Genomic DNA, 16,333 nt, shown 5'->3' with positions numbered 1-16,333 from the left:
CGCCCCTCGGCAAGCAGCAGGGTGCCCCCACGAACACGCCTCCCTGACAGACCGTCAGGATCACCTTGGAGCGAACGATGACGCAACCCAGCACGATCAGCGTGGAGCGGCCGGCGCCGGGCATCCGTACGATCACCTTCTCGAATCCGCCGGTGAATCTCATCGTCGGGGAGACCGTGTCCCGACTGCTGGAGATCGTCACGGAACTGAGCGAGGACCCGCAGGTCCACGTGGTCGTCTTCACCAGCAGTACGCCCGGCTACTTCTTCAACCACTTCGACCTCGGCCGGGCCACCGACTTCATTCCGTCCGACCTGGAGGCGACGCCGGCGTGGGTCGATCTCGTGATACGGCTGTCCACGGCTCCGTTCATCAGCATCGCGTCCATCCGCGGGCGGACCAGGGGCGGCGGGGACGAACTGGCCCTGGCCTGCGATCTGCGCTACGCCAGCCGTGAGCACGCGGTGTTCGGCCAGCCCGAGGTCGGCGGCGGGATCCTGCCCGGCGGCGGGGGCACGGAACACCTGCCCCGGCTCATCGGACGGGACCGGGCACTCGAAGCCATCCTCAGCAGCGACGACTACGACGCCGACACGGCGGAACGCTACGGATGGGTGACCCGCACCGTCGCCGACGCCGAACTGGACGGCTTCGTGGACGGTATGGCGACCCGGCTGGCGTCCTTCGACAAGACGGCGCTGGCAGCCGCCAAGGCCCAGGTCAACCGGGCGACACTCCCGCCCGAGGCCGACCTGCGAGCGGCCTACACACAGTTCCTGACCTCCATGACCTGGCCGGAGGTCCAGGCATTCCTGCCCCGGTTCGAGAAGCTCGCCGCCGAAAAGGGCCCCGAAGAGCTGGAACTCCGCCTGGGCCACTACCTCGGCATCGCACGCCAGGAGTAGCCGGTGAACACCGACCGCGAGGACCCGTTCGCGACCCGCGGATGACGCCTCCGGGATCACCTGCAGCACCCCGAGCGCGGCGGCCTCCACTCCCTGCGTTTCCCGGATCTCTCCCGGATCGCCGGGCGTGACCACTTGCCATCGACCGACGACCGGCATATGGTCGTACGAACGTATGGCATACGATTGTAATTCAAAAGAAGGAGTCCGTGATGGCAGCGATTCGGCCGGTGGCGCTCGTGACAGGTGCCTCGTCGGGGATCGGCAAGGAGACGGCCGGTGCCCTGGTGGCGGCGGGTTTCGAGGTGATCGGCACCGGCCGCAAGACCTCCGGGCTCACCCCGCCCGACGGTGTGACGTACCTCGATCTCGACATCGGCAGTGACGACTCGGCCACCGCCGCGGTCGCAGAGGTGATCGACCGGTTCGGGCGCATCGACGTCCTCGTCAACAACGCGGGCCTCGGCTCGGCGGGCGCCGTCGAGGAGAACTCCGTCGCCCAGGCCCAGAACGTCCTGAACATCAACGTCCTCGGTGTCATCCGTATGACGAAGGCCGTCCTGCCGCACATGCGCGCTCAGGGAGGTGGACGCGTCATCAACATCTCGTCCGTCCTGGGGCTCGTCCCTCAGCCCTTCATGGCCCTGTACGTCGCGTCGAAGCACGCCATCGAGGGCTACTCCGAGTCCCTGGACCACGAGGTCCGCGAGCACGGCGTGCGGGTGCTCCTCGTCCAGCCCGCCTACACCAAGACCGGCTTCGACACCAACGCCGCACAGCCCGACACCCCGCTGCCCCTGTACGCGGAGCGACGGCGCGACTTCGACGAGATGATGACGCAGGCGATGACGGACGGTGACGACCCCGCCGTCGTCGCCAAGGTGATCGTCGCCGCGGCCACCGACAAGAAGCCGAAGCTGCGCTACACCGCCGGCTCGCGGGCCGCACTCGTCAGCGCGAGCCGCCGCATCCTCCCCGCCGGAACGTTCGACAAGCAGATCCGTAAGAGCAACCACCTGCCCGGCTGACCACTCGCCGATTTACCGCATTTACCCGTATTCATCAGGATTTGCCGAGGAGAGTCATGCAGCAGCAACACCAGCAAACGGCCCGGCGCAGTGCATCGAGCGCACGGCGTTTCCTGAAGAAGAACGTCGGCATCGCGCTGGCGGTCACCGCGACGGTGGCCGTCGTGGCGGCGGCGCCGTCCGCGTCCGCCGGGACAGGAAAGACGGGACACGCGTATCGCGGAGCGATTGTCACCGACGTACGGACCACGGAGAAGTTCGACTTCGACGCCGGTGAGATCCCCGAGAACATCCACGTCAACCGCGACGGCTCAATGAACCTGTCGATGCTCGGCAGTTGCGTGGGATGCGAGCGCACCCAGAAGCCGCAGCTGATACATGTCTCCCCGTCCGGCGAGCGCACGGTGCTCGCCACCGGGCAGGTGGGCGAGGCGATCAGCGGCAACACGCGTGGCGATGACGGCACCGTCTACTACAGCGTGTGGGCCCGGGGCGACCTGGCCAGGAACGGCGTGTACAAGCTGCTCCCGGACGGCACCTCTCAGCGCATCGCCGCTCTGCCCGGCGACTCGGGCCCCAACGGGCTGGCTCTCGACCCGGCCGGACGCACCCTCTACATCGCGGACAGCCTGCAGGGCATCATCTACTCCGTTCCGGTCTCGGGCGGACCGGTGACCCCGTGGCTGACCGGTGCCGCTCTCGAGCGGATACCGACCGAAGCGGTGCAACTCGGTGCCAACGGGCTCAAGTTCCACAACGGCGCCCTGTGGATCAGCAACTTCAACCAGGGAACGCTGCTGCGGGTACCGGTCACCGCCACCGGCGCGGCCGGTCCCATCCGCACTGTCACGGACGGCCTGACCAACCTCGACGACTTCAGCTTCCCGGCCCCCTGGTCCGACGTGCTGATCGCGGCCCAGAACGGCACCTCCTCGCGGAAGGGCCCGGACAGGATTGTGGTCATCTATCCGAACGGCACCTACAAGCCCGTCCTGACCGGCGCGGACGGTCTCGCCTCGCCCACCGCGACCGCGATTCGCGGCAACCAGTTGTACATCACCAACGGCGGGCTCCCCGAGCCCCACGACGCGAAGGTGCAGACCGGGAGGATCAACTTCCCCGCTCTGCTTGCCGGCGCGGCGCACTGACCGACCTGACCAGGCCGGCAGCCGGGGCGCGAGCCCCGGCTGCCGGCCGCGACGGAGGAACACACCGTGCGGTACACGAAGGAACACAAGCAGGAGACACGGCAGCGCATCATCGAGACGGCCGGCCGCCGGCTCAAGCGGGACGGCATCGACGGCTCCGGAGTCGCGACGCTCATGAAGGACGCCGGCCTGACCAACGGCACCCTCTACGCCTACTTCACGTCCAAGGACGAACTCGTCGCCGGCGCGGTCGCCGACCAGATGCGCGCACAGCACGCCAACATCGTCGCCCACGTGGCACCCGGCCGAGCCGGCCTCGAACAGCTGATCCGCTGGTACTTCTCCCCCGAGCAGCGCGACAGCATCGACGACGGCTGCCCCAACGCCGCCCTCCTCGACGAGATCGCACGCGCCGCGGATCCCACCAGGCAGGCGTACACCGACGGCGTGCTGGTCCTCGTCGACGACTTCGCCGCCCGCCTGGCACCCCACGACCCGTCCTCGGCACGCCTGAGGGCTCTCGGCCTCCTCGGCATGCTCGCCGGCACCCTGCAACTCTCCCGGGCCCTGACCGACCGCCAACTCTCCGACCAGCTCCTCGATCAGGGCATCCGCAACGCCCTCGCCCTCCTGGACGCCGAGCAGCACAACCCGGCCTGACCGTCCGCCGACGCAAGAGCGGGACATGACCGCGGCTCGCGGCTCACCGCTTGCCGCCCTGGATTCCTGGACCGATCGACGGTCCCCTTCCCTCTCCCACCCCCGGAGCTCTCCGTGTTCATCGCCTATGTAGTCCTCGCCGGCGTGCTGTCCCTGCTACTGGTCTTCTCCGCCGTTCCCGACATCACCCGCGACCCGAAGATCACAGACGGGCTCAAGGCGCTCGGGGTGCCCGACAGCTGGTTCCTGCCGCTCGGCCTGGTCAAGATCGCGGGCGCTCTGGGCCTGCTCGCCGGCATCGCCTACCGGCCGTTGGGCATCGCGGCGGCGATCGGTGTCGTCCTGTACTTCCTGGGCGCCGTGATCACGCACGTCCGTGGCGGCGACAAGAAGGGAAGCGCCACCCCGGGCGCCATCATGCTCCTTGCCGTGGCGCCGCTGGTGCTGGGGTTCGCGACGGTCTGATCGTCCTCGATCGTGGCCTGCCCCTTGCCGGGACTGTATGGCGTCATGCAGAGTTCTTCGTATCTGAATAGATTGTCAATACTCTGGTGGTAACCCGAGGGGACGGACGTCCAGCAAGCCGGATTGGGTGTCCGATTTGATGGGAGTACGCGCCTATGTCGTCTCGGATCGTGGATGCATCGCCTCCGGTGTCGCCCCCGTCGTCCGCCGGCCTCGTCGTCCTGGACGGCATCGGCCTGGGCGTCGAGGACGTCGTACGCCTCGCCGACGGCGCCGCGCGGCCGGTGCCCGGCACCGAGGCGATGAAGCGCGTCGAGGAGGTCTGGGACGTCGCCCGCCAGATCGCCGCGACCGGGCGCGTGTACGGCCGCTCCACGGGCGTCGGCGCCAACCGCAACGAGGACATCCCGACCGAGGCCGCCGCCGACCACGGCCTGCGCCTGCTGCGCAGCCACGCGGGCGCCATCGGCGCGGAACTGCCGGCCCGCCAGGTGCGCGCGATGCTCGCCGTCCGCGCCAACCAGCTCCTCGCGGGGGGCGCCGGCCTCCGCCCCGGGGTCGTCACGGCCCTGTGCGAGGCGCTGGAGAACGGGGTGTACCCCGTGGTGAACGAGTTCGGATCGGTGGGTACGGGCGACATCGCCGCGCTGGCGCAGATGGGGCTGGCACTGGCGGGGGAGCACCCGTGGCGGGGTGCCGAACGGCCCGCCGGGCCGGGGGCTGATGCCGGGGCCGGTGAGAGGTGGCCGACGACGGAGCCGGTGGTCGGCCGGGGACGGTCGGCGGCGGAGGCTTCCGGTGCGTCTCCCGGCGTGCCCTCGGCGCCCGGATCAGTGGCTTCCCGCGGCCCGGGTGTCACCGGTGCTCCCGCGCCCCAGGCCCTCGACAACAACGACGCCCTCGCCCTGATCAGCAGCAACGCGCTCACCCTCGGGCAGGCCGCGCTCGCCCTGCACGAGCTGCGCGGGCTCATCGTCGCCACGCAGGTCGTCGCCGCCCTCTCGCTGCTCGCCGTCGACGGTTCGCACGAGGCGTACGCCGCGCCCGTGCACGCCGCCCGTCCGCACCGGGGAACGGTCGAAGTCGCCCGCCGGATGCGGGAGTTGATCGGCAGTGCCGACCGGCCCACCCCTCCCCTCGGGCGTATCCAGGACCCGTACGGCTTCCGGTGTCTGCCGCAGATCCACGGGCCCGCGCACGACGCGGCGGACGCGCTGGAGGGGGTCCTCGCGATCGAGATCAACGCCGCCGCCGAGAACCCGCTCATCTGCCCCGAGGACCTGACCGCCTACCACCACGGCGGCTTCTACCAGGCCCAACTCGCCCTTGCCCTCGACCACTTCAGGCTGGCCGTCACCCAGGTCGCGCGCCTGTCCACCTCACGGCTCTCCACCCTCAACGAGCCCGCCTTCACCCGCCTGCGCCCCTTCCTCGCCGACCACGAGCCCGCCGCCTCCGGGGTGATGATCCTGGAGTACGCCGCCGGCGCGGCCCTGGGTGACCTGCGGGCCTTCTCCGCGCCCGCCTCGCTCGGGCACGCTGTACTCTCCCGGGGCGTCGAGGAACAGGCCAGCTTCGCCTCGCTCGCCGCCCGTCAGACACTGCGCGCGTGCGACGCGTACCGTCTCGTCGTCGGCTGCGAACTGGTCGCCGCCGTACGGGCGCTGCGCCAGCGCGACCTGCGGCCGGACCCGGAACTGCCGGTGGGCCGGGCGCTGGAGCTGGCCGAGTCGGTCCTCGACGCGGACTCGGCCGACCGGCCGCTCACGGACGACGTGACGGCGGCGGCGGGACTACTGGACCGGTTCACGGAGATCTGGAGGGGGAGCGGGGCATGAGCACGCCGAGCGCGGACGACAGCAGGGGCGCGAGTACGGGTGTGGGCGGGGACGCGGGTGCGAGCGGGAACCCGCCCGACAGTCCCGCCGGCCGCCTCCAGGCCCTCTTCGAGGGGCACCGGCTCACCCCGACGCAGCGCCGCATCGCGCACAGCATGGTGCGCCGGGCCGCCGACGTGCCCTTCCTCTCCAGCGTCGAGCTGGCCGAACTGGCCGGCGTCAGCCAGCCCTCCGTCACCCGCTTCGCCGTCGCCCTCGGCTTCGACGGCTACCCGGCGCTGCGCAAGCACCTGCGCGAGGTCGCGCCCGCCGAACAGAGCGCCGCGCAGGGCTCGTACAACGAGTACCAGCAGGCCGTCGAGGCCGAGATCGAGAACCTGAAGCACCTGGCCGAGGTGCTCGCCGACCCGCGCCCCGTCCAGCGGGCGGGACGGCTGCTCGCCGCGTCCCGGCCCCTCCCCGTCCTCGGGCTGCGCGCCGCCGCCTCCCAGGCGTACGGCTTCGCGTACTTCGCCGCCAAGGTCCACCCGGACGTACGGCTGCTGCACGAGGGCGGCACGATGATCCACGACCGGATCGACGCGGCCGTCCGGGCGGGCGCCACGACCCTGCTGTGCTTCGCGCTGCCCCGGCATCCGCGCGAGGTCGTCGACACCCTCACCTACGCCAGGCAGGCGGGGCTGACCGTCGTCACCGTCGCCGACTCGGCGTTCGCGCCGGTCGCGAAGGTCTCCGACCTGCTGCTGCCCGCCGCCGTCGGCACCGGGCTCGCCTTCGACACCGTCTGCGCGCCGATGCTGCTCGGCCGGGTGCTGCTGGAGGCCATGTGCGACGACCTGCCGGACGCCCAGGCCCGCCTGGAGGAGTTCGACGCGCGGGCGGCGGCCCGGGGCCTGTTCGTCGAGTAGGCCCGGCCCTTCCAGGGCGTCGCGGGCTCTCATTCTCGTCTCACATTCGCTCGCTACTCTCCCGCCCCGACAGGACTGTGCCGGACGAGACTGTGCCGGACGAGACTGTGCCGGACGAGGAAAGCGGGAGGCGGACGTGGCACGCGGAGTGGGCGGAGTTCGCGGAGGGCAGGGACTGGCCCGGGTGGCCGTGGTCGTACGGGCCGGAGCGGCGCCCATGTGGTGGCTCGGAGCGTTGGCGGCGGGCGTCGGCGTTCTGCTGCCGGGCATCACCGGCCGCCGGATCGGTGTGATGGCGGGGGCCGCGCTGTTCATCGTCACGGTGGCCGTCGTGGCGTATCTGCGGCGCCGGCGCTACACCGCGCTCGCCGCCGGCGTCGCCCGGGCCGGCAAGCACGACGTGCTCCAGGACCGTGCCGTCACCGTACGCAACTGGCGCCGTGGCCACCGCTGGTGGCTGCTGCTCGCCTTCGCCGCCGCGCTGGGCAGCTCGTTCGCGGTGCCCGCGGCGGGCGGGCTGCTGCTCGCCGGGGCGGGTACCGGGCTGTGGGTGAAGGCCGCCTGGCTGGGCCGGCGCGAGCGCGCCGACGACGTACTGCTGTGGGTACGCGTGGACTGGCTCGGCCCGCGCTCCGGAGCCCCGGCGGGCGAGCCCGTCAAGGCCTACCGGGCCACAGGAATCGCCGCGGGCGACGCGACCCCGGGCGGGGCGCGCCGCCGCGGCGACGTCCTGGTCTAGCCGGTTCGGCCGGTCCGGCTCCGCGGGCTCAGATCTCCATGTCCGCCTCGATCTTCTTCAGCTGGTGGCGGGCCATCGCCAGGTTGGAGCGGCTGATGTCGAGCACCAGGTAGAGGAAGAGGCCGTTGCCGCCGCGCCCCTTCATCATCCGGATCAGGTGGTACTGGCTGGAGAGCGTGATCAGGATGTCCTCGATCTCGCCCTTCAGGCCGAGGTGCTCCATGGTGCGCATCTTGGCGCGTACGACATCGGTGTTGCCGGCGGCGGCGACGTTCAGGTCGAACGTCTTGCTGCCGCCCATCGTGCCCAGGGCCATGCCGCTGGTGTAGTCGACGAGTGCGACTCCGGTGGCACCCTCGATGGAGGTCAGCGCCTCTTTGAGTGCGGTCTCGGTGTTGGCCATGACGGTCTTCCTCTCCTGCTTCCGGTTCAACTATCCGTGGTGGTACGCGCGTTGGGCGTGGTTGACGGTGTGCGTGGCGCGCGCGGTGTTCTGGTCCGGGTGGGCATGGACGTGGGGGTGGGGGCGGGTTTGGTCGTGGGCGGGGCGGTCGGCCTTGGTGCGGCCTGGGCGCGTTCCGCGTCGGCCGCCGCGTCCACCAGCTCCCCGATGCGGAGGCCGGCCCGGCGGCCCTCCAGGTGCAGCCGGCCGACGTTGACACGGTCCTGGGCGAGCAGGGTCAGGACCGCGCTGCGGCCTGCCGCGTACGTCGCCACATAGCCGTACGTCCCGCGGACGAGCAGTTCGCGGAAGTCGCCCTGGCCGGTGGCGTCCGCCATTCGCACGGCGACACTGAGCGCGGTGGCGGTGAGCGCCGCGAGCGTCTCCGGTTCGATTCCGGGGGTGTCCTGGACGAGGACGAGCCCGTCGACGCTGGCCGCGAGTGCGCCGGTGAGCTGGGGCACCCGGGACCGCAACCGGCGTAGTTCGTCCATGACTTCGGCCTCGGCTGCCATGAGTTGTCTCCTCTCGGCACGCGGGCGTTGCCGTTCAAAGGGCCTCCAGCGCATCCCTGAGCCTTTTCAGCAGCGTGATATCGGGGTCGGTGAAGGAGGGCGGCAGCGTTCCGGGGGGAGCCGGCGGCGCGGAGGACGCGGAGGACGCGGAGGAAGCGGGTGGCCGGTCCGGGACCGCCGGTGGTACGGCGGCGGGTGTGGGCGGAAACGTGGAAGGAAGCGTGGAGGGGAGTGCGGAAGGGAGCGTGGGGGCGGTGGCCGGGGCCACGACGCCCGCGGCTGCCAGGCGCCGTATGTCCACCAGGGCGTGGAAGGTCGGGCGGGCCAGCGCCAGGGCGATGTCCGCCGCCGTACGGACACCGTCGACCAGGGCCAGTACGGCGCGCTGGCGGGCCGTGATCGTGGGTGCGGCCGGGCTGTCGGACCGGACGAGCGGGGCGCTGTCCGGGGCCGGGTCGGGCCAGATGCGGTGCAGCAGGGCGCGGCGGCGCAGGGTCTCGTGCTCCAGCGCCGCCACCGGCACCGGGCGCACGGGACCGAGCCAGTGCCGGTCCCCGTACCGGAAGTGCCCCGGCGTGCTGCTGGGCGCGAGGGCGAAGTACGCCGCGTCGTACAGCGCCCCCAGGTGGCACACCTCCAGGGCGCCCACCTTGATCCGGCCGCTCTCGACCAGGAACCGTCCGACGCCGTGCCGCTCGCCGGCCTCGGCGACCGCGTCGCGCCAGCCGTCGGCGTCCAGCGTGCCGCGTGCGGTGAGCAGGACGTCGAGACCGGGCACGGCCGGGCTCTCGGCGTGCACCACCTCACCGTCGGCGAGGTAGAGCGAGCCGTACTCCCGGACCAGGACCCCGGTGGCCTTCTCGGTGGCGAGCCGGCCGAGTATCGGCGAGACCCCGCCCCACGCCCGCTGCCGGGCCGCCGCCCTGTCCCGCACCGGCAGGCGCGGCGGCGGTGTCGTCGCAGTGGTCCTCAGAGCTGTCATCCCAGCACCAGCCGTCCGGCCATCTCGCCGAGCCGGATGCGGGCCAGCGCGAGATTGCCGTCCGCGCGGGCCAGCCACAGATGCAGGAACACACTGCTGTCGAAGGTCGTCGTGACGAACCGCAGGACGTGATAGCTGTCCCGGTTGCTGATGATGAGGTCCTCGACCGGGGGCTCCTGCCCGGCCCGGCCGCCGGCCTCGTCGAGGTCCCCGTCGTCGCCCTCCGGGGCGAACGCGCGGTGCTCGGCGGCCAGCCGGGCCAGCTCCGCCGCCTCGGCCGCCATCGTCTCCGGATCACCGCCCGGGGAATCCCCGACGGTGCCCAGTGCCAGCCCGCTGGTCCAGTCGACCAGCGAGGCGCCCCGGGCACCCGGCAGCCGCATGGCTTCCAGTAAGCACTCGTCGATTCCGGGCACCCTTGGCCCCTCCCGCCTGTCCCGCTCGCGTCTGTCCGGCCGGTGTTCGGTCACCCAGCCAGGGGTTCGGCCGACGGATGTTCGGCCAACCTGGTGTTCGGCTGAGTGACGCAGACGCTACGCAACGTGTGCGTGAGGGGTGAGGGATCTGGCATTTTCCAGCGGAACATGCCGCGGGGCGACTAAGGTAGGTCGACTGAGCCCGTTTTCAGGGCAGTTGACCTTCATGTCCGCCGGGGTTCGTCAAGGGCGTGCGGAGGGGGAGCCGGTCGCGGGGAGGGTGGTGAGCGCGGCGGCGTGCGCCCCGCCGGATTCGGCCACGATCTCGTCGACGGTCTGCGCCTCCCGTACGACCGCGAAGGCGGTGCCCCCGCCGCCGTTCCGGACGAAGCCGTAGATCCCGGGCCGGGCAAGGGAGTTGTACGCGTAGTGGTGCGCGAAGTAGTACGCGCCCGTGTCCAGCGCCGCCGCGAAGTCGCCCTGTTCGAGCAGCGGCAGCGCCCGTCCCTCGGCGAGCAGGTCACCCGAGAAGCAGGCGGGCCCGGCCACGTCCTGCACGACCTCGGGCCCGGTCTTCGGCCGCCCCTTCCCGTCGTACGCGGCGATCCTGAGCGGCCACGACCCCGGCGCGTACACCGTCCGCGTCGCGACCTGCACGCCCGCGTGCGTGACCGCGACCGGCCGCCCGCCGGCGCTCTTCGCGTACTCGACCCGCGCCACCACCGTGCCGTGCTTGGCCAGCAGCGACCGCCCGAATTCGGTCACCAGCCCGTACCGCCCCCCGAACAGCCCCGGCACCGCCTCGCTCAGCAGCCGCACGTACTGCGCGTACGTCGGACTCGTCGCGTCCGACGCGAAGTCGACCGGCAGCCCGCCGCCGATGTCGATCGTGTCGATCTGCCGCCGCCCGACCCGCCCGTTGATCTCCTCGGCGAGCGCGTACGTCTCCGCCACGCCCCGCACCATCAGCGCCAGCGGGATGCCCTGCGACCCGGTGTGCGCATGGATCCGGGTCAGCCACGGACGCTCGGCGTACGCCCCCACGATCCACTCACGCGCCCCCTCGTCCAGCAGCGCCACCCCGAACTTCGAGGTCGCCGTCGCCGTGGACGTGGCCCCGATAGAGCCCCCGCCGACCTGCGGATTCACCCGTATCCCGATGGGGGACCGGCTGCTCGCGATGGGGGTACCTCCCATGCCTTTAGGGCTATGGGGGAGCATCAGAGCGTCGATCCGGGCCAGCTCCTGCGGGTTGTCGGCGTTCACGGCGATGCCCAGGGCCAGCGCCTCGCGCAGCTCGGCGGGCGTCTTGGCGGGCGAGTCGAGCACCGTCCGGTGCGGCGGCACCCCGGCCGCCCGTGCCAGCGCCAGCTCCCCGGGACTCGCCACCTCCGCCCCGATCCCCTCCTCGCGCAGCAGCCGCAGTACGGGCACCAGCGGCGTCGCCTTCACCGCGAAGGCGTGCAGCACCGGCGTGCCGGGTGCCAGGGCCGCGTCGAAGGCGGCGCGCAGCTCGGCGGCGGACTCGCGGATACCGGTCACGTCCAGCAGCCCGACGAGGGGCGCGTCGGGACCGAGCAGCCCCTGCTCGACGGCGGCCCGCACGGCGTCGTCCCGTCGGTTCGCCCTCTTGGTCCCGTTGTGGTCCACCATGTCCCCCGTGGTGTCGAAGTCCGCGTCCATGGCTCAAGCCAAACATCCGCGGTGCGCGCATGCTGGCGCGAGAGGGTATTGACTAGTTCTATTCATGAAGTCAGGATGTGAATATCGACTGTAAATAGTCCGCTGGGAGGCAGACCATGTCAGGACCCCGCCCCGTACGAGCCCCGCGCGGTACGGAACTGAGCGCCCTGGGATGGCAGCAGGAGGCCGCCCTGCGGATGCTGCAGAACAACCTGGACCCCGAGGTCGCCGAACACCCCGACAAGCTCGTCGTCTACGGCGGCACCGGCAAGGCCGCCCGTGACTGGCGCTCCTTCGACGCCATGGTCCGTACGCTGCGGACCCTGAAGCAGGACGAGACGATGCTCGTCCAGTCGGGCCGCCCGGTCGGTGTCATGCAGACCCACGAGTGGGCCCCGCGCGTCCTGATCGCCAACTCCAACCTGGTCGGCGACTGGGCCAACTGGGAGGAGTTCCGCCGCCTGGAGGCCCTCGGCCTGACCATGTACGGGCAGATGACGGCCGGTTCGTGGATCTACATCGGCACGCAGGGCATCCTCCAGGGCACCTACGAGACGTTCGCCGCGGTCGCCGCCAAGAAGTTCGGCGGCACTCTGGCCGGGACGATCACCCTCACGGCAGGCCTCGGCGGCATGGGCGGCGCCCAGCCCCTCGCCGTGACGATGAACGACGGCGTCGCGATCTGTGTCGACGTCGACCCGCGTGCCATCGAGCGCCGCATCGAGCACCGGTACCTCGACGTGAAGGCCGACTCCCTGGAGCACGCCCTCCAACTCGCCGTCGAGGCACGGGACGCCCGCCGCCCCCTGTCCATCGGCCTGCTGGGCAACGCGGCCGAGCTGTTCCCGCGCATGCTCGCCGAGAGCGCCCCCGTCGACATCGTGACCGACCAGACCTCGGCCCACGACCCGCTCGCCTACCTGCCGACCGGCGTCGACTTCGACGACATGGCCTCCTACGCGGCGAAGGACCCGGCCGGCTTCACGACCCGGGCGCGCGAGTCGATGGCCCGGCACGTGGAGGCGATGGTCGGCTTCATGGACGCCGGTGCGGAGGTCTTCGACTACGGCAACTCGATCCGGGGCGAGGCCCAACTGGCCGGATACGAGCGGGCGTTCGCCTTCCCCGGGTTCGTCCCCGCCTATATCCGCCCCCTCTTCTGCGAGGGCAAGGGCCCCTTCCGCTGGGCGGCCCTGTCGGGCGAGGCGTCCGACATCGCGAAGACGGACAAGGCGATGCTGGAGCTGTTCCCCGAGAACGAATCCCTGCACCGCTGGATCAAGATGGCCGGGGAGCGGGTCCACTTCCAGGGCCTCCCGGCACGGATCTGCTGGCTCGGCTACGGCGAGCGGGACAAGGCCGGCGAGCGCTTCAACGACATGGTGGCCAGCGGTGAGCTGGCCGCGCCGCTGGTGATCGGCCGCGACCACCTCGACGCCGGGTCCGTCGCGTCTCCCTACCGGGAGACGGAGGCGATGCTCGACGGCTCCGACGCGATCGCCGACTGGCCGCTGCTGAACGCGATGGTCAACGTGGCGTCCGGCGCGTCGTGGGTCTCCATCCACCACGGGGGCGGCGTCGGCATGGGCCGCTCCATCCACGCCGGCCAGGTGACGGTGGCCGACGGCACGCAGCTCGCGGGGGAGAAGATCCGCCGGGTACTGACCAACGACCCCGGGATGGGCGTGATCCGGCACGTGGACGCCGGGTACGACATCGCGGAGTCGGTTGCCGACGAGCGGGGCGTGCGGGTGCCTATGCGTGAGGGGGACGACGCGTGAGTGAGGCCTCTGGCGGGCGGGGCGGCGACTCTTCGGTGGGGGCGGGCGGGTCGTCGCCGTCTGCCGGTCCGACTGTGCCCACCCTCCCCCACTCTCAACTTCGTTCGAGCGGGGGGACCCCCATCGCCCTGCGGAACGCCTGCCCGCAGTCGGGCGGGTCGGCGCCTGAGCCTGAGTCTGCCGGAGCCCGGCAGGCTGTTGGGGGCGGCGGGAACCCACAGCCGGGGGGCGTTTCCTTTCAGGAGATGTGGCGGGAGTTGGCGCCCATTGGGCGGCACCCTGACTCGCGCGGCTATCGCCGCTATGCCTGGACCGGTGTCGATCTTGAATGTCGGGGCTGGTTCAGGGAGCAGGCCGAGGGGCGGGGGCTGGTCTATGAGGTGGACCGGAACGGGAACCAGTGGGCGTGGCTCGGGGATCCCGCCGAGGGGGATGCCGTTGTCACCGGGTCGCATCTTGATTCCGTGCCGGATGGTGGGGCCTTCGACGGGCCCCTCGGGGTCGTCTCCTCCTTCGCCGCCCTGGACGAACTCCGGGGCCGGGGTGTGCGGTTCACCAAGCCGCTGGCCATCGTCAACTTCGGGGACGAGGAGGGCGCCCGGTTCGGGCTCGCCTGTGTCGGGTCGCGGCTCACCGCCGGGGCGGTCACCGTCGAGCAGGCGCGGCTGCTGACCGACGGCGACGGGGTCACGCTGCCCCGGGCCATGGAAGCCGCCGGGTACGACCCGGACACCATCGGGCCCGACCCCGAGCGGCTCGCCCGCATCGGTGCCTTCGTCGAACTGCACGTCGAGCAGGGCCGGGCGCTCGATCTGAGCGGCGACCGCGTCGGCATCGCCAGTGCCATCTGGCCGCACGGACGGTGGCGGTTCGACTTCCGCGGCGAGGCCAACCACGCCGGCACCACCCGCCTCGTCGACCGGCGCGACCCCATGCTGTCGTACGCCGAGACCGTCCTCGCCGCCCGGCGTGAGGCGCAGCTCGCCGGTGCCGTCGCCACCTTCGGGAAGATCGCCGTCGAGCCCAACGGCGTCAACGCCATCCCCTCCCTCGTACGCGGCTGGCTCGACTCCCGCGCCGCCGACCAGGACGCCCTCGACACCGTCGTCTCCGCCGTGGAGAAGGCGGCCCGCGAGTACGCCGAGGCGCACGGCGTCGATCTCGACGTCGTCCGGGAGTCGTTCACCCCCGTCGTCGAGTTCGACCACGCTCTGCGCGACGAACTCGCGCGCGTCCTCGGCAAGGACACCGCTCTCACCGTCCCCGTCCTCGGCACCGGTGCCGGACACGACGCCGGGATCCTCTCCGGGAGCGTCCCGACCGCCATGCTGTTCGTGCGCAACCCCACGGGCGTCTCGCACTCCCCGGCGGAGTACGCCGCCGAGGACGACTGCGTGGCCGGGGTGACCGCACTCGCCGACGTACTGGAAGGGCTGGCCTGCACGTGACGCACCCGCAGCCGCAAACGCAGCTCACCTACTGGCTTGAGCACGCCTGGCTCGACACCAACGTCGAGCCCGGTGTGGCCCTGGACGTCAAGGACGGCCGGATCGCCGCTGTCCGGACACGGGTCGACGCCCCGCCGCCCGGCGCCGAGATCCTCCGCGGGCTCACCCTCCCCGGGCTCGCCGACGCCCACTCGCACGCCTTTCACCGTGCCCTGCGCGGCACCGTCCAGGTCGGCAGCGGCACCTTCTGGACCTGGCGCGAGGTCATGTACTCCTTCGCCGACAAGCTGACCCCGGACACGTACCACGCCCTCGCGCGTGCCGTGTACGCCGAGATGGCGCTGGCCGGGGTGACCGCCGTGGGCGAGTTCCACTACGTCCACCACGCCCCGGGCGGCACCGCGTACGCCGACCCGAACGCGATGGGCGAGGCCCTCATCGCAGCCGCCGCCGACGCCGGAATCCGCATCACCCTCCTCGACACCGCCTACCTTTCCGCAGGCTTCGGACAGGCCCCGAACCGGCACCAGCTCCGCTTCTCCGACGGCACGGCCGACGCCTGGGCGGAACGCTGTTCAGTTCTCAAGGAACGGGATCACGCGCGGATCGGCGCTGCCATCCACTCCGTACGAGCCGTGCCCGCCCGCCAGTTGGCGACCGTGGCCCGCTGGGCCGAGGAGCGGCGGGCCCCCCTCCATGTGCACCTGTCCGAGCAGACGGCGGAGAACGACGCCTGCCGGGCCGCCCACGGATGCACGCCCACCCGACTCCTCGCCGACCACGGTGTCCTCGGCCCCCGCACCACCGGCGTCCACAACACGCACCTCACCGACGAGGACATCGCCCTGCTCGGCAGCACCGGCACCGGCACCTGCATGTGCCCCACCACCGAACGCGACCTCGCCGACGGCATCGGCCCTGCGGTCGCCCTCCAGCGCGCGGGCTCACCGCTCTGTCTCGGCTCCGACAGTCACGCCGTCATCGACCTCCTCGAAGAGGCCCGCGCCATGGAGCTGAACGAGCGCCTGCGCACCCGTACCCGGGGACACTGGACGGCAGCGGCCCTGCTCCGGGCGGCCTCCGCCGACGGTCACGCGGCCCTCGGCTGGGGCGACGCGGGCACCCTGGAGGCGGGCGCGCTCGCCGACTTCACGACGGTCGCGCTCGACTCGGTCAGAACAGCGGGACCGGTGCCTCGTCTTGGCGCGGAGACGGCGGTATTCGCAGCGTCGGCAGCGGATGTGCGCCATACGGTCGTGGGCGGTCGGCACGTTGTCCGCGACGGGGCGCACACCCTCGTCCCCGAGGTGCCGCAGGCGCTTGCGGCCGCTGTCGAAGCCCTGCGCGGCTGACCCCCGTACGCGCACCGGCCCTC

Annotated in this window: 16 protein-coding genes; 11 read left to right on the top strand and 5 right to left on the bottom strand. The window is 71.8% G+C overall.

Annotation, left to right across the window (positions count from 1 at the left end):
* The first annotated feature begins 77 nt into the window (after window positions 1–77).
* From ACH4TV_RS40535 to ACH4TV_RS40500, 8 genes are all read left to right on the top strand, one after another.
* Entirely contained in the window at window positions 78–905 is an 828-nt protein-coding gene (locus ACH4TV_RS40535) for an enoyl-CoA hydratase/isomerase family protein (protein WP_398406362.1), read from the top strand.
* 212 nt (window positions 906–1,117) lie between these two features.
* Window positions 1,118–1,933, top strand: a complete 816-nt coding sequence (locus ACH4TV_RS40530) for an oxidoreductase (protein ID WP_398406361.1) — start codon at window positions 1,118–1,120, stop codon at window positions 1,931–1,933.
* 56 nt (window positions 1,934–1,989) lie between these two features.
* The gene (locus ACH4TV_RS40525) at window positions 1,990–3,081 is read left to right on the top strand and encodes an SMP-30/gluconolactonase/LRE family protein (protein ID WP_398406360.1); all 1,092 of its coding nucleotides are present in this window, start codon (window positions 1,990–1,992) and stop codon (window positions 3,079–3,081) included.
* Window positions 3,082–3,147: 66 nt separating this feature from the next.
* Window positions 3,148–3,741: a TetR/AcrR family transcriptional regulator gene (locus tag ACH4TV_RS40520; protein ID WP_398406359.1), complete on the top strand. Its 594-nt coding sequence runs from the start codon at window positions 3,148–3,150 to the stop codon at window positions 3,739–3,741.
* 114 nt (window positions 3,742–3,855) lie between these two features.
* Window positions 3,856–4,206, top strand: coding sequence for a DoxX family protein (locus ACH4TV_RS40515; RefSeq protein ID WP_398406358.1), 351 nt, complete (start codon window positions 3,856–3,858; stop codon window positions 4,204–4,206).
* Window positions 4,207–4,361: 155 nt separating this feature from the next.
* Window positions 4,362–6,044: an aromatic amino acid ammonia-lyase gene (locus tag ACH4TV_RS40510; RefSeq protein ID WP_398406357.1), complete on the top strand. Its 1,683-nt coding sequence runs from the start codon at window positions 4,362–4,364 to the stop codon at window positions 6,042–6,044.
* Entirely contained in the window at window positions 6,041–6,952 is a 912-nt protein-coding gene (locus ACH4TV_RS40505) for a MurR/RpiR family transcriptional regulator (RefSeq protein ID WP_398406356.1), read from the top strand. Before ACH4TV_RS40510 ends, ACH4TV_RS40505 begins: the two co-directional genes overlap by 4 nt.
* 217 nt (window positions 6,953–7,169) lie before the next feature.
* Window positions 7,170–7,691 carry a hypothetical protein gene (locus tag ACH4TV_RS40500; protein WP_398406421.1) on the top strand — a complete coding sequence of 174 codons (522 nt, stop codon included), beginning with the start codon at window positions 7,170–7,172 and terminating at the stop codon, window positions 7,689–7,691.
* Between the two features lie 28 nt (window positions 7,692–7,719).
* On the opposite strand, the gene ACH4TV_RS40495 is transcribed toward ACH4TV_RS40500, so the two are convergent.
* The 5 genes from ACH4TV_RS40495 to ACH4TV_RS40475 all read right to left on the bottom strand — a co-directional run bounded on the left by ACH4TV_RS40495 (window position 7,720) and on the right by ACH4TV_RS40475 (window position 11,729).
* Window positions 7,720–8,094 (bottom strand): hypothetical protein, encoded by a 375-nt coding sequence (locus ACH4TV_RS40495; protein WP_398406355.1) that lies wholly within the window; start codon window positions 8,092–8,094, stop codon window positions 7,720–7,722.
* Between the two features lie 26 nt (window positions 8,095–8,120).
* Window positions 8,121–8,648, bottom strand: coding sequence for a roadblock/LC7 domain-containing protein (locus ACH4TV_RS40490; protein WP_398406354.1), 528 nt, complete (start codon window positions 8,646–8,648; stop codon window positions 8,121–8,123).
* Between the two features lie 34 nt (window positions 8,649–8,682).
* Window positions 8,683–9,630, bottom strand: coding sequence for a transcriptional regulator (locus tag ACH4TV_RS40485; protein ID WP_398406353.1), 948 nt, complete (start codon window positions 9,628–9,630; stop codon window positions 8,683–8,685).
* Window positions 9,627–10,046 (bottom strand): hypothetical protein, encoded by a 420-nt coding sequence (locus ACH4TV_RS40480; protein WP_398406352.1) that lies wholly within the window; start codon window positions 10,044–10,046, stop codon window positions 9,627–9,629. Before ACH4TV_RS40480 ends, ACH4TV_RS40485 begins: the two co-directional genes overlap by 4 nt.
* Before the next feature lie 243 nt (window positions 10,047–10,289).
* Window positions 10,290–11,729, bottom strand: a complete 1,440-nt coding sequence (locus ACH4TV_RS40475; RefSeq protein WP_398406351.1) for a diaminopimelate decarboxylase — start codon at window positions 11,727–11,729, stop codon at window positions 10,290–10,292.
* 116 nt (window positions 11,730–11,845) lie between these two features.
* Here ACH4TV_RS40475 and hutU point away from each other — a divergent pair, with 116 nt between their 5' ends.
* From hutU to ACH4TV_RS40460, 3 genes are all read left to right on the top strand, one after another.
* Entirely contained in the window at window positions 11,846–13,510 is a 1,665-nt protein-coding gene (gene hutU, locus ACH4TV_RS40470; RefSeq protein WP_398406350.1) for a urocanate hydratase, read from the top strand.
* A 245-nt stretch (window positions 13,511–13,755) separates the two neighbouring features.
* Window positions 13,756–14,958 (top strand): allantoate amidohydrolase, encoded by a 1,203-nt coding sequence (locus tag ACH4TV_RS40465; RefSeq protein WP_398406349.1) that lies wholly within the window; start codon window positions 13,756–13,758, stop codon window positions 14,956–14,958.
* The gene (locus ACH4TV_RS40460; protein ID WP_398406348.1) at window positions 14,955–16,310 is read left to right on the top strand and encodes a formimidoylglutamate deiminase; all 1,356 of its coding nucleotides are present in this window, start codon (window positions 14,955–14,957) and stop codon (window positions 16,308–16,310) included. The genes ACH4TV_RS40465 and ACH4TV_RS40460 overlap by 4 nt, the downstream gene beginning before the upstream one ends.
* The last annotated feature ends 23 nt before the right edge of the window (window positions 16,311–16,333 follow it).

The sequence above is a fragment of the Streptomyces sp. NPDC020898 genome, assembly GCF_044333925.1.
GTDB lineage: Bacteria > Actinomycetota > Actinomycetes > Streptomycetales > Streptomycetaceae > Streptomyces.
Note: the sequence above shows the minus strand (reverse complement) of the source record. Positions and strands in the feature narration are given on the sequence as shown.

Coding starts and splice junctions, on each gene's coding strand:
- ACH4TV_RS40535 (WP_398406362.1), top strand. CDS start 78: ATGACGCAACCCAGCACGATCAGCGTGGAGCGGCCGGCGCCGGGCATC.
- ACH4TV_RS40530 (WP_398406361.1), top strand. CDS start 1,118: ATGGCAGCGATTCGGCCGGTGGCGCTCGTGACAGGTGCCTCGTCGGGG.
- ACH4TV_RS40525 (WP_398406360.1), top strand. CDS start 1,990: ATGCAGCAGCAACACCAGCAAACGGCCCGGCGCAGTGCATCGAGCGCA.
- ACH4TV_RS40510 (WP_398406357.1), top strand. CDS start 4,362: ATGTCGTCTCGGATCGTGGATGCATCGCCTCCGGTGTCGCCCCCGTCG.
- ACH4TV_RS40505 (WP_398406356.1), top strand. CDS start 6,041: ATGAGCACGCCGAGCGCGGACGACAGCAGGGGCGCGAGTACGGGTGTG.
- ACH4TV_RS40500 (WP_398406421.1), top strand. CDS start 7,170: ATGTGGTGGCTCGGAGCGTTGGCGGCGGGCGTCGGCGTTCTGCTGCCG.
- ACH4TV_RS40495 (WP_398406355.1), bottom strand. CDS start 8,094: ATGGCCAACACCGAGACCGCACTCAAAGAGGCGCTGACCTCCATCGAG.
- ACH4TV_RS40490 (WP_398406354.1), bottom strand. CDS start 8,648: ATGGCAGCCGAGGCCGAAGTCATGGACGAACTACGCCGGTTGCGGTCC.
- ACH4TV_RS40485 (WP_398406353.1), bottom strand. CDS start 9,630: ATGACAGCTCTGAGGACCACTGCGACGACACCGCCGCCGCGCCTGCCG.
- ACH4TV_RS40475 (WP_398406351.1), bottom strand. CDS start 11,729: ATGGACGCGGACTTCGACACCACGGGGGACATGGTGGACCACAACGGG.
- hutU (WP_398406350.1), top strand. CDS start 11,846: ATGTCAGGACCCCGCCCCGTACGAGCCCCGCGCGGTACGGAACTGAGC.
- ACH4TV_RS40465 (WP_398406349.1), top strand. CDS start 13,756: ATGTGGCGGGAGTTGGCGCCCATTGGGCGGCACCCTGACTCGCGCGGC.